The sequence below is a fragment of the Microbacter sp. GSS18 genome (assembly GCA_029319145.1).
GTDB lineage: Bacteria > Actinomycetota > Actinomycetes > Actinomycetales > Microbacteriaceae > Microbacterium.
Map to the genome: position 1 here is coordinate 2,161,066 of CP119753.1, position 18,503 is coordinate 2,179,568.

Genomic DNA, 18,503 nt, shown 5'->3' on the forward strand with positions numbered 1-18,503 from the left:
CCGCGTCGTACTCTGGAAGTGCTCGGCCGGAGAAGGGGAACCGGCATACGTGGGGACGTCGAAGCGGTACGCGCAGCACTACGACGATCTGATGCACGAGCGCCTCGAAGAGGTGCGGATCCCGCCGTGCACGCTCCCGCATCATGCCTTCGGGTCCGAGGACATCCGCTGGGCGAGCGCCGCCCAGAAGCAGTCCGTGTGGGCCTGGATCTCATGGCCGCACAAGCCGGCCGAGCGCCTGGCGGCGCGCGCGATCGGCTGGAACGACCGCGTCGTGATCGTCGAGTGGGACGATCGCACCGGCACGCGGAACACCGTCGTGTGGCGCAACGCCGTCACCCTGCGCTCGGCGCCCGACGCGGGTCCCCGGCGACCTCGGCGTTGACGGCGGCCCCGTGGCGACCATGCCCCCGGAGCGCGCGGCGGCCGGACCGGCGGCAGGTCAGTCCGCGCCCAGGACCCAGCCGCCCACGATCTCCTGGCTGAACGGCACCGAGTACGCCATGAGGGCCCCCGCCTGTGCGTCGCGGAAGATGCGCTGGATCGGCGAGCGCAGCAGGTAGCCGCCTCCTCCCCCGATGCGCACGGCGAGGGCGGCGGCGGTCTTGGCCACCTCGTTGGCGAGCATCTTCGCCTCGGTCGCGGCCGGCACCGTCTCGCGGCTCCCGTGGTCGGCGAGCCACGTCACCTGCTCGGCCAGCAGCCGCGCGGCGCGGAGCTGCACCCAGGCCATGGCCGTCTCCTGCCGGACCCACGTCGCGTCCGCGAGGGGCGGCGCGCCGGGCGTCCGAGCACGGGAGGCCGTCTCCGTCAGTGCGTCGAGCGCCGATTCGGCGATGCCGATCGAGATGAAGGCGAAGGCCACCGTGATGAGGCTCGCATAGTCGGTCGTCGGCTTCTCGCACCGACGGCCGCCGGGCAGCGGCGTGCGGTCGAACACGATCGTGCGGCTGCGGGTCGCGCGCATGCCCATGGTCTCGTCGATCGGCGGGAAGGTGACGCTCTCGTCGATCGTGACGCCGAAGAAGGCCCGCTCCCCGTCGACGCGGACGTTGAGGTAGAGGTGATCGGCGGCTTCGGAGCCCGAGACGAAGAGCTTGCGGCCCGTCAGCGCCCAGCCGTCCGTCGTCGGCACGGCATCCTGCTGCGACGCCAGGAAGTGGTTGCCGCCCGCCGGCTCGCTGAGCGCGTTGGCGAACCGCCTGCCCGCGCGCAGCTCGGCCGCGAAGAACGCCGCGGCGTCGGGCGCGGAGGTCGTCACGAGCGCGTGGGCGGCGCCGATGTGCATGAGCCAGACCGTCGCGACGGCGGGGTGGGCCGCGGCGAGCACGCGCACGATCTGCCCCAGCGTCGCGTGCGACAGCGCCTCACCGCCGTGCTCGACCGGCAGGAACGCGACGTCCAGACCGGTGTCCGAGAGCGCGCGCAGATGCTCGATCGGCAGGCGGGCGTCCGCGTCATCGGCCGCGACGGACTCTGCGAACGCCGGGGCGAGGGCGTCCACGGCATCGATCCAGCGCCGTTCGGACGCGGGGACCTCGACGGGAGAGGGACGCGTGAGCATGCTGCTCCTTTCTCTGGCGGGGCGGATGCCGTCGGGCGTCGCGGTCACGCATGCTCGGCGACGTGGCCGCACGCGTCGACCGGGCCCGGAAGCAGCACGTCGACGAACGATCGCGTGACGGCGTCCACGAGGCCGCGCTCGGTCACGCCGAGGTCGGGCACCGAGTACAGCCCGACGAACGACAGGATGATGTACGGCGAGCGGATGGGGCAGCCGAGGCCCGCCGTCGCGGCATGTCCGTGCGCGAGGGCCGCGGCGGTCTGCTCGAACGGCGCGTCGCTCATCATCCCGCCGATGGGCAGTTCGACGCGGGCGAGCACCTCGTCGCCGTCGACGGTGACGAATCCGCCCTGCATCGCGCGCAGCTCTTCGACCGCGCGCACCATCGACGCGTCGTCGGCGCCGACGACGGCGATGTTCATGTTGGGGCAGTTCATCGTGACCGCGATGGCGCCGCGGGCGAGACCGAATCCGCGGACGAAGCCGACCCCCACATGCCCTTCGGCGTGATGGCGGTCGACGACGGCGATCTTCAGGACGTCGCCTGCCGTATCCGAGACGACAGCGCCGTCGACGACCTCGAGCTCGGCCTCGAAGGCGCGCTTGAAGTAGCCGTTGTACATCGCCATCGCCCGCACGCGGGCGGTGGCGCCCTCGGCCGGGACACGGAACATGTCGGGATCCAGCTCGTCGGGCAGGTGCACGGTGTCGCGCGTCCACGCGGGGATCGGGTCCTCGGCGGCGAACAGCGCGGCGCCCGAGCGCGCGACGACCGATCCGGCGACGATGACCGTGTCCGGGCGCACGTCGGCGAGATCGGGGATGATCTGCAGGTCGGCCAGGCGCGATGGCGCGAGCATTCCCACCACCTGGTCGAGCCGGTAGTACCGCGCCGGCACGGTCGTGGCCATGCGGTACGCCAGCTGCGGATCGACGCCGAAGCGGATCACCTGACGCACATGGTGGTCGATGTGCCCCTGCGTGGACAGGTCGAGCGCGTGCTTGTCGTCGGCGCAGAAGCACATGTGGCGCAGCGCCGGGGCGATGGCCTCCAGGTCGGCGAACAGCGCAACGGTGTTGTCGGTGAGCGATGAGCCCATCACGGTGATCATCGCCCCCAGCCGCGTGCGCTCCAGCGCCTGCTCGATCGTGGCGGAGTTGTGGTCGTCGCCGACGCCGGCCGCGAGGTACCCCCACAGCGACTCCCCCGTCTGCGCGGCCGTGTGCCCGGTGATGCGGCGGCCCGCGACGAGCGCCTCGCGGAAGCGCGCCGTCGAGACGTCGCCCATGTCGAACGGGTTGCCCTCGCCGAGGGTCACCGTGACGTCGTCGCGCAGGCGGCCGAGGACGGTGGGTTCGGGGATGACCGCGCCGCCGCGCTCGAGCGTCGTCGAGGCGGGCGTGGTCGGCGACACCTGCTGGAACATGTGCAGGGGCGTGCGGGTCGACAGGGCGAAGTCCATGCCCGCCGCTCCCCACACGTTCGCCGACCCGTTCGGGTCGATCAGCACGGTCGTCGTGCCGCGCGGAACGCTCAGCCGCGCCAGCTGTCCGGGCGTCAGATGCGTGTACTCGACGTGCAGATGGGCGTCGATGAAGCCGGGGACGACCCACGCGCCCCGGGCGTCGATGATCTCGCCTGCCTCGGCGACGTGGTCCCACGGCGTCAGCGTCGCGATGTGGCGACCGGCGATCAGGACGTCGCGTTCGAGCCACTCCTCGGTGCCGGGCGACTGCACGAGGCCACCGCGCACGATGACGTCGGGCCGGGCACGGCCGGCGGCCACGGCGCGCAGGCGCACGAGTTCGGCGGTGGTCGGATACAGGTCGCCCTTGTCGGTCATGGCTTCTCCGGGGCCGGCTGTCGGGTCATCGGGCCCAGAAGTCCCCGTGCGCCTCGATCGCCTCTTCCCACATGGCGGGGCCGGCCACGGCGATGGCGCGCTGTCCGGCGTTGAGCACCGTGGCGCTCGAGAGCGCCATCGTCGGGTTCTCCTCGTGGTCGCCGGTCAGCACCGCCAGCTGCGCCTCGGTCATCGCCCACACGACCCGGCCGATCCCCGACCAGTAGATCGCTCCCGAGCACATCGCGCACGGCTCGCAGCTGGTGTAGAGCGAGTAGCCGGCCAGCGCCTCGGCGCCGAAGATCTTGAACGCGAGGCGGGCCAGATTCGTCTCGGCGTGCGCGGTGCAGTCGTTGTCGGTGTTGACGGTGTTCTCGGCGCGCAGCACGGCGGTGCCGTCGGCGTCGGCGAGCACCGCGCCGAACGGGTGGTTGCCGTGCGCGACCGCGCTGCGGCCGGCGGCGATCGCTTCGCGCAGCAGCGCCCGGTCGACGTCGGTGATGGTCGGGTCCTCGGTCACTGCGGTGGCGTCGGTCACGGATCGGGCTCCTCTGTGTCGATGGTGTCGGTGGTGCGGCGGGGTGCCGCCGGCGGCGATCAGGCGAAGACGCCGGGCAGCGCGCCGGTGCTCTGCAGGTACGCCGCGCGGCGCTCGAACAGCCCCGGCACCACCGCGCGGGCCCGCTCGATGATCTCGGGCAGGTCGGCGGTGACGAGCCGTCCGTCGTCGACGACGACGGCGCCGGCGACGATCGTCGTGTCGACGTCGGATCCGCGCACGGCGTGCACGAGATTGTGGTGGATGTTGGCGTACGGACCGGACGGCAGCAGGGGCGTCATGCGCGGGGTGTCGGTGCGCACGGCGATCAGGTCCGCCTGCTTGCCGGCGACGAGCGAGCCGAGCCGGTCGCCTTGGCCGATCGCACGGGCGCCGTGCACGGTCGCCATCTCGAGCACCGTCCACGATCCCATCGCCGCGGCGTCCATGGAGCGCAGCTTGCCCAGCAGCGACGCCGTCTTCATCTCCTCGAACATGTCGAGGTTGTTGTTCTCCTTCTCGCCGTCGGTGCCGAGGCCCACCGCCACACCGGCGGCGAGCATCTCGGCGACGGGGGCGAAGCCGCTCGCGAGCTTCATGTTGCTGATGGGGTTGTGCGAGACGCCCACGCCGCGGTCGGCGATGAGTGCCACCTCGGCGTCGTCGAGCCACACCGCGTGGGCGATCATGGCGCGCGGCGCGTCGAAGAAGCCGAGCTGCTCGAGGGCGAACATCGGGCGGGCGCCGTGGCGCTGCTCGAACTCGGCGACTTCGATCTCGGCTTCGGAGCAGTGGGTGTACAGACCGGTGTCGAAGTGCCGCGCCATGTCGATCGCGCGTCGCTGTCCGTCGGCGTCGGCGTAGAACGGATGCTCGAGCCCGACCCACGGCATGATGCGACCGCCGGCGGCACCGGTCCAGTCGCGCAGCATCCGCTCGTTGTCATCGAGCGTGTCGAAGTAGTCGTGATCCGGGTGGGCGCCCACGTAATTGACGCTGACCAGGCGATTTCCGAGCGCGCTCGCGGCGTGCGCGCTGCGGTCCATGAAGCGCCACATGTCGACGACGGTGGTGGTCCCGGACAGCAGCCCCTCGGCGTAGCAGAGCCATGCCGCCGCCTCGGCCTCGTCGGGGCGCAGGACCCGGTGCATGGGGTCGATGTGCAGTCGCAGCCACTCCCAGACGGGCAGCTCCTCGGCGGTCCCCCGGAGCACCCCCGAGTGGTGGTGCGCGTTGATGAGGCCGGGCATGAGCACGTGGTCGGGCTTGTCGATGCGGCGGGCACCGGGGTGGTCGGCGAGCACGCGGGCGGCCTCGCCGACGTCGACGATCGTGTCGCCCGAGAAGGCCACCGCACCGTTCTCGATCACGGTGCGGTGCTCGTCCATCGTCACCACGATGGGCGCGGTGATCACGGTCGTGGACATGTCTCTCCTGGGTGGGCTCGGGGTCGTCGATGCACGAGAACACTACGTCGCGCGCGACCGGGGGCAACGACGCGGAAACGGACCTTTTACCTGCTTGTTACATGTTTCGGGCAGGTAAGGGGCATGTGAATAGTCCCTGATCAGAAGGCTTTAATTGCCCTGGTTCAGGGGTAAACAGCGTGCACATTGGTACACACACGTTCAGCTACGTTTCTGACCCATGCGGTGCGTTCATCGACGTGCCGATCCCCCACACCCCACTTCCGCAGAGGACCCATGGCCGACTCGCCCAGCCTGACGCTCGAGCACCTTCCCGGTGGCTCGGCGCCGCTGTACGAGCGCATCGCCGACGAGGTGCGCCGCCGGGTGGACGCGGGCATCTGGAGCCGCGGTCACCGCCTGCGCTCCGAGGCCGAGCTCGCCGCGGACCTCAACGTCGCACGGGGCACGATCCGCCGCGCGATCGCCCTGCTCGTCGAGTCGGGGCACCTCGTGCAGCGCCAGGGCGTCGGGACCTTCGTGTCGGGCCGAGAGGGCCTGCGGATCCCCGGACGCTTCGAGTCCCTCGGCCAGCGCATGGAGCGCAACAGCGTCGGCTACACCACGCTCGAACTGGAGCGCGAGATCGTCGAGGTGACGCAGCCGTCGGGCGCCCCGGTGCGTTCGCTGCGCGTGCGCCGGCTGCGCCTGCTCGACGGCGTGCCGATGTCGGTGCTCGTCAACCAGATCCCCCTCGACGTCGCGCCGGGCATCGAAGAAGTCGACCTCGTCACGATGTCGCTCTACACCCTGCTCGAGCGCTCGTTCGGCGTCGCGATCGAACGCAGCGAGATGACCTTCGGCGCGGTCGCGGCCGACGAGGGCCTCTCGGCGCTTCTCGACGTCCCGATCGGCGCACCCCTGACGCATCTGGTCCAGTCCACGTACGGACCCGGCGATGTCTGCATCGACGACGCCGAGACCTGGATCCGCCCGGACCGGCACCAGCCCACCGTTTCCCTCTGGAGGACCAACTCATGAACGGATGCCTCATCCGCACGGCTCAGCTGCAGAACCCCGCCTCGGGGCGCTGCGTCGCGGTGGCGTTCGACCACGGGGGCGGGGGCATGCCGCCCGGCGGAGCCGACGTCCCCGCGATCCTCGACGTCGTGTGCGCCTCCGGCGCCGCCGACGCCGTCCTGCTCGGCCCCGGCCTGTCGCGGGCCGCGGGCTCGCGTCTGGCGGCCCCCAGCGCGCCGGCGCTCATCACGGCGCTCGACGCGCCCATCTTCGGCGCCCGCCCCGGCGAGCACGGCGACCTGATCACGCAGCGCCGCCTGCTCGATGCGGGCACGGCACTGCGCAACGGCGCGACGAGCGCCAAGGTGGCGATGCCCCTCGGCCTCGACGACGCCGATCGCTGGGCCGACTCGGTCTCCCTCATCGCCGGCGCGATCGAGGACGCCCACGCCGCGGGACTCCCGGTCATGGTCGAGCCCGCACTGTGGGGCCCGGTCGCCGCCCACGACGACGAGCTCATCGCCCACTCGGCGCGCGTGTCGTGGGAACTCGGCGCCGACAGCGTCAAGATCCACGCGACCGAGGACGCCGCCGTGCTCGCCCGCATCGTCGACCACTCCCCCGGACCCGTGTACGTCCTGGGGGGCGCACCGGCGTCCGCCGAGGCCTTCCTCGCCGACGTCGACCGCTGGATCGACGCCGGCGTCGCGGGTGTCGTGGTGGGCCGGAACGTCTGGGCCCGACCCGAGCCCGGGCGGATGATCCGCGCCCTCGCGGCCGTCGTGCACGACCGCGACCTCGACGCCGCACGCGCCGTCCTGCGCGAGGAGGCCGTCCTCGCATGAGCACCCACCTGCAGCTGCGGCTGACCGGCCACCGCCAGGTCGAAGCCGTCGAGGTCCCCGACCGCGAGCCCGGCCCCGGCCAGGTGCGCGTGCGCGTGGCCGCGGCGAGCCTGTGCCCCACCGACGTGAAGAAGTGGAACGACGCCGCGCTCGCCGAGCGCCTCGACGGCGCCCCGCTCGTGCTCGGCCACGAGTTCGCCGGCGTCGTCGACGCGATCGGCGACGACGTCGAGAGCGTCTCGCTCGGCGATCGCGTCGCCGTCGACCCCGTGCTGCGCTGCGGCGCGTGCCGGTGGTGCCTCGGCGGGAAGCCCGGCCACTGTACGGCCCTGCTCGGCATCGGCGCGGCGGCCGGCGACGCCGCCGAGTGCGCCGGCCTCGCCCGCACCATCGGGATCACGGGCGGCTTCGAAGAGTCGACGATCGTCCCCGCCGGCCAGCTGATCCCGCTCGCCGACGGCGTGAGCATGGCCGCCGGCGCCCTCGTCGAGCCGCTCGCCGACGTCGTGCACGCCGTGCGTGCGGCGCGCGTCCGGCCCGGCGAGCGCGCCGCCGTGATCGGCCTCGGACCCATGGGCCTGCTGCACGTCGAGGTCCTCGCCGCCGCCGGCGCCGAGGTCACCGGCGTCGACCTGCGCGAAGACCGAAACGACGTCTGCCGCGACCTCGGCTCGCCCGCCGTCACTCCCGACGGGCTCGAAGAGACGGATGTCGCGTTCGTCGTCGCCGGCGGCGGCGGGTACGCGCCCGCGCTCGAGCTGGCCCTCGACCGCCTCGCCCCGGGCGGACGCGTCGTGCTGTTCTCGTCCGCGCCGCGCGGCGTCGTGGTCCCGATCGACACCAACCGCATCCACTACCGCCGTCAGCAGATGATCGGCGTCGTCGGGTTCGACCCCGAGGACGCCGAGCGCGCCGTCGAGCTGCTCGCCCGCGGCGCGGTGTCGGTCGACCGCATCCGCACGCCGCGGGTGTCGCTCGCCGACGCGCAGGCGGCGTTCGAGAACGTGACGGGCCCCGGCGTGCTCAAGGCCGCGATCGACTTCGGCGGTGGCGCGTGACGGACGCTCGGATCTCACCGGTGGCACTCGGCGTGGACGCCGGGAGCCACGGTGTGCGCGTCGTCCTGCGGGACGGCGCGACCGAGCTCGCGCGCGCGTCCGCCGACTACGCCGGCCCGCCCCCACCGGCGCGCCGGCCCCTGCCGGTGTTCCTCGACGCGCTGCGCGACGCGCTCGCCGACGTGCCCGCCGGCGTGCGCGACCGCGTCGCGGCGGTGTCGATCACCGGCGTCCGCGGCGCGCTCGTGGGCCTCGACGCCGCCGACCGCGTGGTCACCGATGTGATCCCCGACTTCGACGCGGCGACGCTGGCCGAGGCCCGCCGGCTCGCCCGCGACCACGGCGACGAGCTGGTCGCCCGCACCGGGTGCCCCGCGTTCCCGCTCAGCGGGATGCCCAAGCTCATCGCGCTGCACGGCTCGGCCCACCGATGGACCGGACTGCCCGATGCCCTCACCGCGGCCCTCGGCGGCACGCCCGCGCTCTCGCGCGGCATCGCCGTCCGCCTCGGCGTCATGCGGGCCGACGCATCTGCCGTGGACGCCGCGCTGCTGCACGAGTACGGGATCGATCCGCGGCGGCTGGCCCCGCTCGCCGAGGTCGGCGCCGTCGCCGGACGGATGACCCCCTACGCCGCGGCGCGCCTGGGCCTGACGCGGGGAGCGGCGCTCATCGTCGCGCCGGGCGACGGGCCGTCGGCGCTGTCCGCGGCGCAGGCGCGGTACGGCACCGCGATCGGCATGATCAGCCTGGGGACCACGACCGTCGTCTCCGCCCCCGCCGCGGCGGGCATCGCCGGCGCGCTTCCCGCCGACGTCACCTACGAACTGCTCCGCGGCGACGGGCCGACCGCCGAGCGCACCGTCGAGACCGGCGACGGCTCAGGCATGTTCCAGGTCGACTGGGCCGCCCGCGTGCTGGGCTGCGCGCCCGCCGAGCTCGACGCGATCGCCGCCGGCGTCTCCCGCGACGACGCGCGGCCCGACCTGCTCCCCGTCAACGACATCTGGGGCGAGCGGACCCGTTCCGGCCACGACGACCCCGTGGCCGACGGCATCCCGGCGCCCGTGGTCGCCGCCACCGCCCTCCACGTCGTCGCCGACGGCGCCGTGCGCTCGCTGCGGCGCCTGGCCGACGTCACCCCGATCACGCGCGTCGTCGTCACCGGCGGTGGCTGCGGATCCGCCGTCGTCCGCGAGCGGCTCGCCGCCGACACCGGCGTCGCCCTCACGGTCCTCCCCGACGCGCAGCTGGCCGCCGAGGGCGCCGCGCGCGCCGCCGGGACGCACCTGGAGGGGCTGGTGGCGGCATGACCAAGAGACTGATCGTCGCCGTCACCGGCGCCAGCGCCCCGCACTACGCACGCACGCTGCTGACGACGCTGCACGAGCGCGACGACGTCGAGACGCATCTGGTGGTCTCGCGGGCGTCGCGCCGCACGGTGCAGCTCGAGCTCGGGATGTCGATCGCCGAGTTCAGCGCCCTCGCCGACGTCGTCCACCATCCCGACGACATCGCCGCCTCGATCAGCTCGGGCTCGTTCGCCACGGCGGGCATGGTCGTGCTGCCGTGCTCGATGCGCACACTCGGCGCGATCGCCGCCGGCATCGGCGACGACCTCATCACGCGCGCGGCCGACGTGACGCTGAAGGAGCGCCGCCGCCTCGTGCTCGCCGTCCGCGAGACGCCGCTGAGCCTCATCCACGTGCGCAACATGACCACCGTGACCGAGGCGGGCGCGATCGTGATGCCGCCGGTTCCGGCGTTCTACACGCAGCCGACGAGCGTCGAGGACATCGTCGACCAGTTCGTCGGGCGCGTGCTCGACATGTTCGGCATCGAGAGCGATCTCGCGCGGCCCTGGACCGGACCCGACGGCATGGGGGGCGAGTCGTGAGCCAGGACCTGCGCGCATGGATCGACGCCTACGGCTCGTCGCACCCCGATGACGTCCTGCGGCTGGACTCGGCGCCCCACGCCGACCAGGACCTCACCGCTCTCGTCGAGGAGCTGGCGACGGCCGGCCGGCACCCGGTCGTGCTCGCGCCCGGCATCACCGGGACCGGCGCGGACGTCCCGGTGATCACGAACGTCTTCGCGTCGCGGTCGCGCATCGCGAGCATGTTCGGGGTCGGGGTCACCGACCTCCACGCCGAGTACGCCCGCCGCAGCGCCGAGCCGCGTCCGATGCACGTGCTCGAGGACGGCCCCGTCCTCGAGGTCGTCACCACCGGCGACGACGTCGACCTGTCGACGCTGCCGCTCCTGACGCACTTCGCGAGCGACCTCGGTCCCTACATCACCAGCGGCGTCGTGATCGCGACCGACCCTGCCACCGGCGTCGGCAACCTCAGCTACCACCGCGCGACGCCCGCCGGCCGCAACCGGCTGGCGCTGAGCCTGCACTCGCGCGGCGACCTGTGGCGCGCGCTGCACGGCTACGCCGAGAAGGGCGAGCGGATGCCGGTGGCGATGGTCATCGGCGCGCACCCGCTGTTCATGCTCGCGGCGAGCGCCCGCGTGCCGCACACCGTCGACGAGCGCGAGGTCGCCGGCGGACTGTTCGGCGACGGCCTCGAGGTCGTGCGCACGCCGGTCCACGGCATCGAGGTGCCGGCGAGCGCCGAATACGTCCTCGAGGGCTGGATCGACGCCGACGAGGACGCCGACGAGGGTCCGTTCGGCGAGTTCAGCGGCTACTCCTCGAACCGCTCGACCCGCAACGTCATGCACGTCGACGCGATCCTGCGGCGACGCTCGCCGATGCTCGTGAGCGTCGTGGGCGGGCGCAGCGCCGAGCACCTGACGCTGGCCCGCGTGCCGCGCGAGTCGGAGATGGTGCAGTCGCTGCGCGCGCGCTTCCCCCAGGTGACGGCGGTGCACTACCCGACGTCGGGCACGCACTTCCACGCATACGTCGCGCTGCGCCAGCGCCGCCCGGGCGATGCCCGGCAGGTGATGCTGGGGCTGCTCGGGTGGGATCCCTACCTGAAGACGGTCATCGCGGTCGACGACGACATCGACATCACCGACGACGCGGCGGTGCTGTGGGCGATGGCCGTGCACATGCAGCCCGCGCGCGACCTGCTGACGGTGGACGGCCTCCCCGGCAGCCCGCTCGACCCCTCGAGCGACGCCGCCGGCACGACCAGCCGCCTGGGCATCGACGCCACACGGCCGCCCGGGTTCGAGGGCGTCCCGATCGAGATCTCGGATGCCGCGCGCGACCGCGCGGCACGACTGCTGCACCACGACGCATCCGCACCGACGGAAGGACCGGCGCAATGACGGCGACGACCATGACGGCATCCCCCGCGGCACGGCGCCCGGCGATCCCGCCGCAGGCGATGTCGTGGGTGGCTCCCATCGTCGTGCTGGCCCTGTGGGAGATCGCGGGCCGCACCGTGCTGGTGGGCACCTACACCGTGCCGCCGCCGAGCGCGATCCTGGTGAAGTTCTTCCAGGACATCCCGTTCGCGATGCCGAACCTGATGACGACGGCCACCGAGGCGGCGCTGGGCTGGTTCTGGGGCAACCTCATCGCGGTCGTGTTCGCGGCGATCTTCATCCTCGTGCCGTTCACGCACGTGCTGCTGTTCCGCGTCTTCGTCGCGCTGTACTGCCTGCCCGTCGTCGCGCTCGCGCCGATCCTCGCCGCGGTGCTGCCCCCGGGGCAGGCGCAGATCGTGATCGCCGCGCAGGCGGTGTTCTTCACCACGATGATCTCGGTGATCCTGGGTCTGCAGTCGGCCAGCAAGACGAGCCTCGACCTCGTGACCGTCTCGGGCGGCGGCAGGCTGCGTCAGCTGTGGATGGTGCGCACGCACCAGGCGCTCCCCGCCCTCTTCTCGGGCCTGCGCATCGCGGCTCCCGCCGCCGTGCTCGGCGCGGTCATCGGCGAGTACATCGGCGCCGCGCGCGGCCTCGGCGTCGCGATGGTCTACAGCCAGCAGTCGCTGGATGTCGAGCGGACGTGGTCGCTGGCGCTGTACACGACGCTGCTGGCCGCGACGTTCTACGTGCTGACAGTGCTGGCCGAGCGCGTGTTCGTGCCGTGGATGGCGCACACCACCGGCATCCAGGCGCTGCCGGCGCCCGTCCAGCACAGCGGCGGATGGCTGCGCCGCACCCTCGCCGTGACGGGCGGCGCGGTGCTGAGCGTCGTCACCCTGATCGCGGTGTGGTGGATCGCCGTCGAGCTCAGCGGGCTCAGCAGCTACTTCATGAAGACGCCGGCCGACGTCTTCACCTACCTCTTCCTCGACGAGGACGCCGCGATGCACCGCGACGTGCTGTTCGCGAGCCTCGCGATCACGCTGCGCGACACCGTACTCGGGTACGTCGCGGGCACGGTCGCCGCCGTGGCCCTCGCGGTGCTGATGAGCGTCTCGGTCGGCGCCCGCCGCGTCATCACCCCGTTCGCGATCGCGATGCGGGCGATCCCGCTGGTGGCGATGACCCCGCTGTTCGTGCTGATCTTCGGCCGCGGCCTCGGCGTGGTCGTCTTCATCGCCGGGCTCGTGACGTTCTTCCCCACGCTCATCCAGGTCTCGACGGCGATGGCGCGGACGCCCCGTGCGGCCCGCGACCTCGTCGAGACCTCGGGCGGCGGCCCCTTCAAGACCGCGACGCTCGTGATGCTCCCGACCGCGCTCCCCGCGATCCTCGCGGCGGCTCGCGTGGCCGCCCCGACCGCGATGCTCGGCGCGCTGCTGGCCGAGTGGCTCGCGACCGGAGAGGGCCTCGGCTCGGACCTGCTGCGCGCCAGCGCCGAGGCCGGCTTCCTCTTCATCTGGTCGGGGGTCGCAGCCATCACGCTGTCGGCCTTCGCCCTGTACGGACTGGCGACCGCCGCCGAGTCCTGGTCGCTGCGGCGACTGGGCGGATGACCGCCCCCACAGACCCCGCCGGCCCGCCGGCGGTCGCACCACCCGCTCCACCCGCACCACCGCACCACCGCACTGAGAACCCCGCACCCGAAAGGACCCCTATGTTCTCTCGCACCACCCGACGTGCCCTGGTCGCCGTCTCCGCCGTCGCGGCGACGAGCCTCGCCCTCGCGGGCTGCGCCTCCTCGGACGCGACCCCTTCCGACGACACCGCCTCGGTCGAGCCCACGCCCATCACCTACCAGATGGGGTGGCTCCCCACGGTCGAGTGGGCGTCGAGCTGGATCGCCATCGACGAGGGCCTGTACGAGGACGCGGGCGTCGCGTTCGAGTACCTGCCCGGCGGCCCCAACGTCTCGGACGACACCGTCGTGGCCAGCGGCCAGGCCGATGTCGGCAGCGCGAGCGTCGACTCGGTCGCGGCGGCCGTCGAGGCCGGCGCCGACTTCAAGATCATCGCGGCGGCGTTCAAGAAGAGCCCGTTCAGCATCGTGAGCCTCGCGGAGACCCCGATCGAGACCCCCGAGGACATGATCGGCAAGAAGATCGGCGTGGCTGCTGCCAACCAGAGCCAGTTCGACCTGTTCCTCGAGATCAACGAGATCGACCCCGCCGATGTCGAGGTCGTTCCGGTGCAGTTCGACCCGTCGCCCGTCGCCAACGGCGAGGTCGACGGCCAGGTCGTCTACTCGGTCAACGAGCCGGGCCAGCTGAACGTCCAAGGCATCGACACGTACACGATGCTCTTCGCCGACTTCGGCTTCGAGGTGCTGACCGACGTCTACTACGTCACGCCCGACACGATCGCCGAGAAGGGCGAGGCCCTTGCCGCGTTCCTGTCGGCGACGAGCGACGGCTGGGACGCCCTGTTCGCCGACCCGCAGCTGGGCGTCGACCTGACGCTGGAGACCTACGGCGCCGACCTCGACCTCAACGGCGACCAGCAGCTGCTGCAGGTCGCCGCGATGCAGGAGCTCATGGGCTCCGAGCCGTACCTGATCATGACCGACGACGAGATGCAGGCCTCCGTCGACACGGTCAACCTGATGGGCTACGACTTCACCGTCGAGGACCTGTTCGACACCTCGATCCAGGAGCTGATGGGCTGATGACGAACGCTCCGACCACCGTGGCACAGGGGATCGAGATCTCCGGTCTCAGCAAATCGTTCCGCGCCGGCCGGAGCACCGTCGAGGCGATCGACTCGGTCGACCTCACCACCCAGGAGGGAGAGTTCATCTCCCTCCTGGGGCCCTCGGGGTGCGGCAAGTCGACGATCCTGCGGATCCTCGCGGGGCTCGAGTCCCCGACCACGGGCGAGGTCACCGTCGGCGGCCTCACCCCCAAGCAGCTGCAGGCCGAGCACCACATCGGCATCGCCTTCCAGGAGGCGGCGCTGCTGCCGTGGCGCAACGTCGAGCGCAACATCCGCTTCCCGCGCGATGTCGCGAGCCAGCCGACGCCCGCCGAGCGGATCTCCGAGCTGATCGAGCTGGTGGGCCTGGGCGGCTTCGAGAAGTCGCGGCCCTCCCAGCTGTCCGGCGGCATGCGCCAGCGCGTCGCGATCGCCCGCGCGCTCATCACCGACCCGAAGGTGCTGCTGCTCGACGAGCCGTTCGGCGCCCTCGACGACATGACGCGTCAGCGACTGAACTTCGAGATGCAGCGCATCTGGATGGACACCCGCCCCACGACGCTCATGGTGACGCACGGCATCACCGAGGCCGTGCTGCTCAGCGACCGCGTCGCCGTCATGAGCCCGCGCCCGGGCCGCGTGCTCGAGGTGGTCGAGATCGACCTGCCGCGCCCGCGCACCCCCGAGACGATGCGCTCGCCCCGCTTCCACGAACTGGTGGACCATCTGTCGTCGCTGCTGTTCGCCGGCGAGCAGGCATCCGTCCACTGATCCCCCGCGCCGCGGCGCGACAGACCGAAAGGAACCCATGAGCGTCGAACTCGATCCCCGGCCCGCCCTCGGCGCGGCCGTCGGGCGCTTCCTCGCCGACGGGCCCAAGCGCCTGCTCATCGGCGGCGAATGGGTCGCCGCGAGCGCCGGCGAGACGTTCGCGACGATCGACCCCGCCACCGGCGACGTGATCGCCGACGTGGCGCGCGCTCGCGCGGACGACGTCGATCGCGCGGTGCGCTCCGCCCGGGCCGCCCTCGAGTCGGATGCCTGGCACGGCATGTTCCCCGCCGAGCGGGCGAAGTTGCTGTGGCGGGTGGCCGACCTGCTCGAGCGCGACCTCGAGGAGTTCGCCGAGCTGGAGTCCCTGGACCAGGGCAAGAACTGGCGCACGTCCCGCATGGGCGAGATCCCCGCGGCGATCAACCAGTTCCGCTACTTCTCGGGCTGGGCCACCAAGATCCTGGGATCTACGGTGCCGACCTCGCTCAGCCGCACGCCCGCGGGCAAGGAGGTCTTCGCCTACACCCGGCGCGAGCCGGTGGGCGTCGTCGGCGCCATTGTGCCGTGGAACTCGCCGCTGCTCATGGCGGCGATGAAGCTCGCTCCGGCGCTCGCGGCCGGCTGCACCGTCGTGCTGAAGCCCGCCGAGAACACCCCGCTCACGGCCATCCGGTTCGGCGAGCTGCTCGCCGAGGCCGGGATGCCGCCCGGCGTGGTCAACATCGTCACCGGCTACGGCGGCGATGCGGGTCAGGCGCTCGCCGAGCATCCGGGCGTCGCGAAGATCTCGTTCACGGGGTCGACCGCCGTGGGCAAGAAGCTCGTGCAGACCGCCGCCGGAGACCTCAAGCGGCTCACGCTCGAGCTCGGCGGCAAGTCGCCGTCGATCGTCATGCCCGACGCCGACCTGTCGCAGGCGATTCCGGGCGTCAGCCGCGGCATCTTCGACAACGGCGGGCAGGTGTGCATCGCGAGCTCCCGCATCTACGCCCACCGCGACGTGTACGAGCAGGTCGTCGAGGGCATGGCCGCGTTCGGGCAGGGGCTGAAGCTCGGGCACGGGCTCGATCCCGCCAGCGACCTCGGGCCCCTGGTGAGCCAGGTGCAGGCCGACCGCGTCGCGACGTTCATCGACGAGGGCCGTGCCGACGGCGTCGAGGTGATCACGGGCGGCGCGCGCTCGGGCGCGATCGGCACGTTCTACGCGCCGACGGTGCTCACCGGCGTGCGCGAGGACATGCGCCTCATGCGCGAGGAGATCTTCGGCCCGGTCGCGACGGTGACGCCGTTCGACGACGTCGACGAGGTGCTCGCGTGGGCGAACGACTCGCGCTACGGCCTCGCCGCGAGCGTGTGGACCGAGGGCCTGAGCAACGCGCACCGGATCGCGGCGCGGCTCGAGGCGGGGACGGTGTGGGTGAACTGCCACTCGTTCCTCGGGCCCGAGCTCGTCAAGGGCGGGCACAAGGAATCCGGATGGGGCTATGAGAACGGGCCGCAGGGCCTGGAGAACTACCTCGAGACCAAGTCAGTTGTGGCGGTGATCTGAATGACCAAGCGCATCGCTCTCGGCGTGTTCGAGACGATCAACCCGACGAACGGGATGCCCACGTGGAACCACCCGAACGGCCGGGCGGACACGTGGGACGACCCGAGGTTCTGGACCTCCCTCGCGGTGAAGCTCGAGGACGCCGGGTTCGACTTCCTGTTCTTCGCCGACACGTACGGGTACCCGACGATCGACGGGCAGGTCCCCGACGAGACCATCGCGCACTCGATCCAGTTCCCCGCACTGGACCCGATGCTGCTGATCTCGGCGCTCGCCGCCGCGACCGAGCGGCTCGGCTTCGTCGTGACCTCGCCGACGACGGTCGAGAAGCCCTACGCGACAGCGCGCCGCTTCGCGAGTCTCGACCACTTCACGTCGGGCCGGATCGGCTGGAACATCGTCACCGGCAGCTCGCAGGCGACCACCGACGCTCTGTTCGGGATCGCCGATTCGGGCACCCACGACAGCCGCTACGACGTCGCCGACGAGTTCGTCGACGTGTGCCTGCAGCTGTGGGAGGGCGGCTGGGAGGACGGCGCCGAGGTCCGCGACCGCGACCGCGACGTCTACGCCGACCCCGCGAAGCTGCACCGCATCGACCACGCCGGCCCCCACTTCCCGGTGTCGGGGCAGTTCGTGGTGCCGCCGTCCGAGCAGCGCACCCCGGTGCTGTTCCAGGCCGGCACGAGCGACCGCGGCCGCGCGTTCGCGGCACGCAACGCCGAGTCCGTGTTCATCCAGGGCCAGACGATCGCCCGGGCGGCCGAGCACGTCGCCGACATCCGTGCCAAAGCCGTCGCCCACGGGCGCGCCGCGGATGCGGTGAAGGTCGTCACCGGGATGACCGTCGTCGTCGCCCCCACGCACGACGAGGCCGTCGCACGCCGCGCCGAGCTGGAGGAGATGTACGCGATGGCGGACGCCGCCGTCATGTTCGCCGGGTTCACCGGCGTCGATCTGCGCGACGTCGACCTCGACATGCCGCTCACCGACATCCGCAGCGATCAGGGGCAGACCCTCATCGACCGGTTCGTCCGGCCGGGAGCTCCCGTGCCGAGCGTGGGCGAGGTGCTCGACGGCTTCCGCCGCAAGGCCAACCGGGGCTTCCAGATCACCGGGTCCTCGGACGAGGTCGCCGACGAGATCCAGGCGATCGTCGAGGGCAGCGACGTCGACGGGATCATGCTCGAGCCGACCTTCGGCGATCTCGGCGCGTACGAGGACTTCATCTCCCTCGTCCTGCCGATCCTGCGCGAGCGCGGCATCGCCGGCGACGGACCGATCGGGGCGACCCTGCGCGAGCACCTGCACCCCGCCGGCACGGCCCGGCTGCCCCAGGATCACCCGGGCGCGCGCTTCCGCATCCCCGCTGACGAGATGGAGAGGATCGCATGACCGACCTCGATCACGATCACTTCATGGGCTTGGCCCTCGCGGAAGCGCGAAAGGGCGCCGCGATGGGCGAGCAGCCGTTCGGCGCCGTCGTGGTGCTGGACGGCGAGGTGATCGCCGCGACGCCGTCGCTGAAGGTGCAGCGGTGCGACGCCACCGCGCACTCCGAGACGCTCGCCGTCAGCCTGGCCACGCGCGCCGCCGGACGCCGCCACATCCCCGAGGCGGCCTTCTACGCCACGTGCGAGCCGTGCCCGATGTGCCTGGGCGCGATCCTCAACGCCGGCTTCGGCACGCTCGTGCTCGGCGCCCGCAACTCCGACATCCATGCCCTCGCCGACCTGGCGTTCAACTTCGGCGGCTACACCGTCGAGTCGTTCGCCGCGACCGTCGGCTGGGACCTCGACCTCGTCACCGGCGTCCGCCACGACGAGTGCGTCGACCTGTACCGCGAAAGCGCCGTCGAGCTGACCCGCTGAACCGGCATCC

The 18,503-nt window shown here is 72.2% G+C and carries 17 protein-coding genes; 13 read left to right on the top strand and 4 right to left on the bottom strand.

Annotated elements, in window-relative coordinates:
- Positions 1 to 49: 49 nt before the first annotated feature.
- On the top strand, positions 50 to 385 hold the full coding sequence (locus P0L94_10050) for a hypothetical protein (protein WES62801.1): 336 nt from the start codon (positions 50 to 52) through the stop codon (positions 383 to 385).
- 57 nt (positions 386 to 442) lie between these two features.
- Here the strand turns inward: P0L94_10050 and P0L94_10055 are convergent, their stop codons facing one another.
- From P0L94_10055 to P0L94_10070, 4 genes are read right to left on the bottom strand one after another with little or no spacing between them, the layout of a single operon-like run.
- Positions 443 to 1,564, bottom strand: a complete 1,122-nt coding sequence (locus P0L94_10055) for an acyl-CoA dehydrogenase family protein (protein ID WES62802.1) — start codon at positions 1,562 to 1,564, stop codon at positions 443 to 445.
- A gap of 44 nt (positions 1,565 to 1,608) precedes the next feature.
- A complete protein-coding gene (locus P0L94_10060; protein WES62803.1) occupies positions 1,609 to 3,408 on the bottom strand; it encodes an adenine deaminase C-terminal domain-containing protein in 1,800 nt (599 codons plus the stop codon).
- 25 nt (positions 3,409 to 3,433) lie between these two features.
- Positions 3,434 to 3,946, bottom strand: a complete 513-nt coding sequence (locus P0L94_10065) for a nucleoside deaminase (GenBank protein ID WES62804.1) — start codon at positions 3,944 to 3,946, stop codon at positions 3,434 to 3,436.
- 59 nt (positions 3,947 to 4,005) lie between these two features.
- Positions 4,006 to 5,373: an amidohydrolase gene (locus P0L94_10070; protein ID WES62805.1), complete on the bottom strand. Its 1,368-nt coding sequence runs from the start codon at positions 5,371 to 5,373 to the stop codon at positions 4,006 to 4,008.
- A gap of 276 nt (positions 5,374 to 5,649) precedes the next feature.
- On the opposite strand from P0L94_10070, the gene P0L94_10075 reads away from it, so the two are divergent.
- The 12 genes from P0L94_10075 (at position 5,650) to P0L94_10130 (ending at position 18,493) form a co-directional block, all read left to right on the top strand.
- The gene (locus tag P0L94_10075; GenBank protein ID WES62806.1) at positions 5,650 to 6,393 is read left to right on the top strand and encodes a GntR family transcriptional regulator; all 744 of its coding nucleotides are present in this window, start codon (positions 5,650 to 5,652) and stop codon (positions 6,391 to 6,393) included.
- The gene (locus tag P0L94_10080) at positions 6,390 to 7,217 is read left to right on the top strand and encodes a hypothetical protein (GenBank protein ID WES62807.1); all 828 of its coding nucleotides are present in this window, start codon (positions 6,390 to 6,392) and stop codon (positions 7,215 to 7,217) included. The genes P0L94_10075 and P0L94_10080 overlap by 4 nt, the downstream gene beginning before the upstream one ends.
- Positions 7,214 to 8,275: an alcohol dehydrogenase catalytic domain-containing protein gene (locus P0L94_10085; GenBank protein WES62808.1), complete on the top strand. Its 1,062-nt coding sequence runs from the start codon at positions 7,214 to 7,216 to the stop codon at positions 8,273 to 8,275. The genes P0L94_10080 and P0L94_10085 overlap by 4 nt, the downstream gene beginning before the upstream one ends.
- Before the next feature lie 20 nt (positions 8,276 to 8,295).
- Positions 8,296 to 9,588 carry an FGGY family carbohydrate kinase gene (locus P0L94_10090; protein ID WES62809.1) on the top strand — a complete coding sequence of 431 codons (1,293 nt, stop codon included), beginning with the start codon at positions 8,296 to 8,298 and terminating at the stop codon, positions 9,586 to 9,588.
- Entirely contained in the window at positions 9,585 to 10,172 is a 588-nt protein-coding gene (locus tag P0L94_10095; protein WES62810.1) for a UbiX family flavin prenyltransferase, read from the top strand. The genes P0L94_10090 and P0L94_10095 overlap by 4 nt, the downstream gene beginning before the upstream one ends.
- Complete coding sequence (locus P0L94_10100) at positions 10,169 to 11,563, top strand: UbiD family decarboxylase (GenBank protein ID WES62811.1); 1,395 nt, start codon at positions 10,169 to 10,171, stop codon at positions 11,561 to 11,563. Before P0L94_10095 ends, P0L94_10100 begins: the two co-directional genes overlap by 4 nt.
- Positions 11,560 to 13,164 (top strand): ABC transporter permease subunit, encoded by a 1,605-nt coding sequence (locus tag P0L94_10105; protein WES62812.1) that lies wholly within the window; start codon positions 11,560 to 11,562, stop codon positions 13,162 to 13,164. The genes P0L94_10100 and P0L94_10105 overlap by 4 nt, the downstream gene beginning before the upstream one ends.
- A 101-nt stretch (positions 13,165 to 13,265) precedes the next feature.
- Complete coding sequence (locus tag P0L94_10110; protein ID WES62813.1) at positions 13,266 to 14,273, top strand: ABC transporter substrate-binding protein; 1,008 nt, start codon at positions 13,266 to 13,268, stop codon at positions 14,271 to 14,273.
- Entirely contained in the window at positions 14,273 to 15,070 is a 798-nt protein-coding gene (locus P0L94_10115; protein ID WES62814.1) for an ABC transporter ATP-binding protein, read from the top strand. Before P0L94_10110 ends, P0L94_10115 begins: the two co-directional genes overlap by 1 nt.
- Positions 15,071 to 15,107: 37 nt before the next feature.
- Positions 15,108 to 16,622 carry an aldehyde dehydrogenase family protein gene (locus tag P0L94_10120; GenBank protein ID WES62815.1) on the top strand — a complete coding sequence of 505 codons (1,515 nt, stop codon included), beginning with the start codon at positions 15,108 to 15,110 and terminating at the stop codon, positions 16,620 to 16,622.
- Positions 16,623 to 18,017 carry an NtaA/DmoA family FMN-dependent monooxygenase gene (locus tag P0L94_10125; GenBank protein ID WES62816.1) on the top strand — a complete coding sequence of 465 codons (1,395 nt, stop codon included), beginning with the start codon at positions 16,623 to 16,625 and terminating at the stop codon, positions 18,015 to 18,017.
- Complete coding sequence (locus tag P0L94_10130; protein WES62817.1) at positions 18,014 to 18,493, top strand: nucleoside deaminase; 480 nt, start codon at positions 18,014 to 18,016, stop codon at positions 18,491 to 18,493. The genes P0L94_10125 and P0L94_10130 overlap by 4 nt, the downstream gene beginning before the upstream one ends.
- Positions 18,494 to 18,503 lie beyond the last annotated feature (10 nt).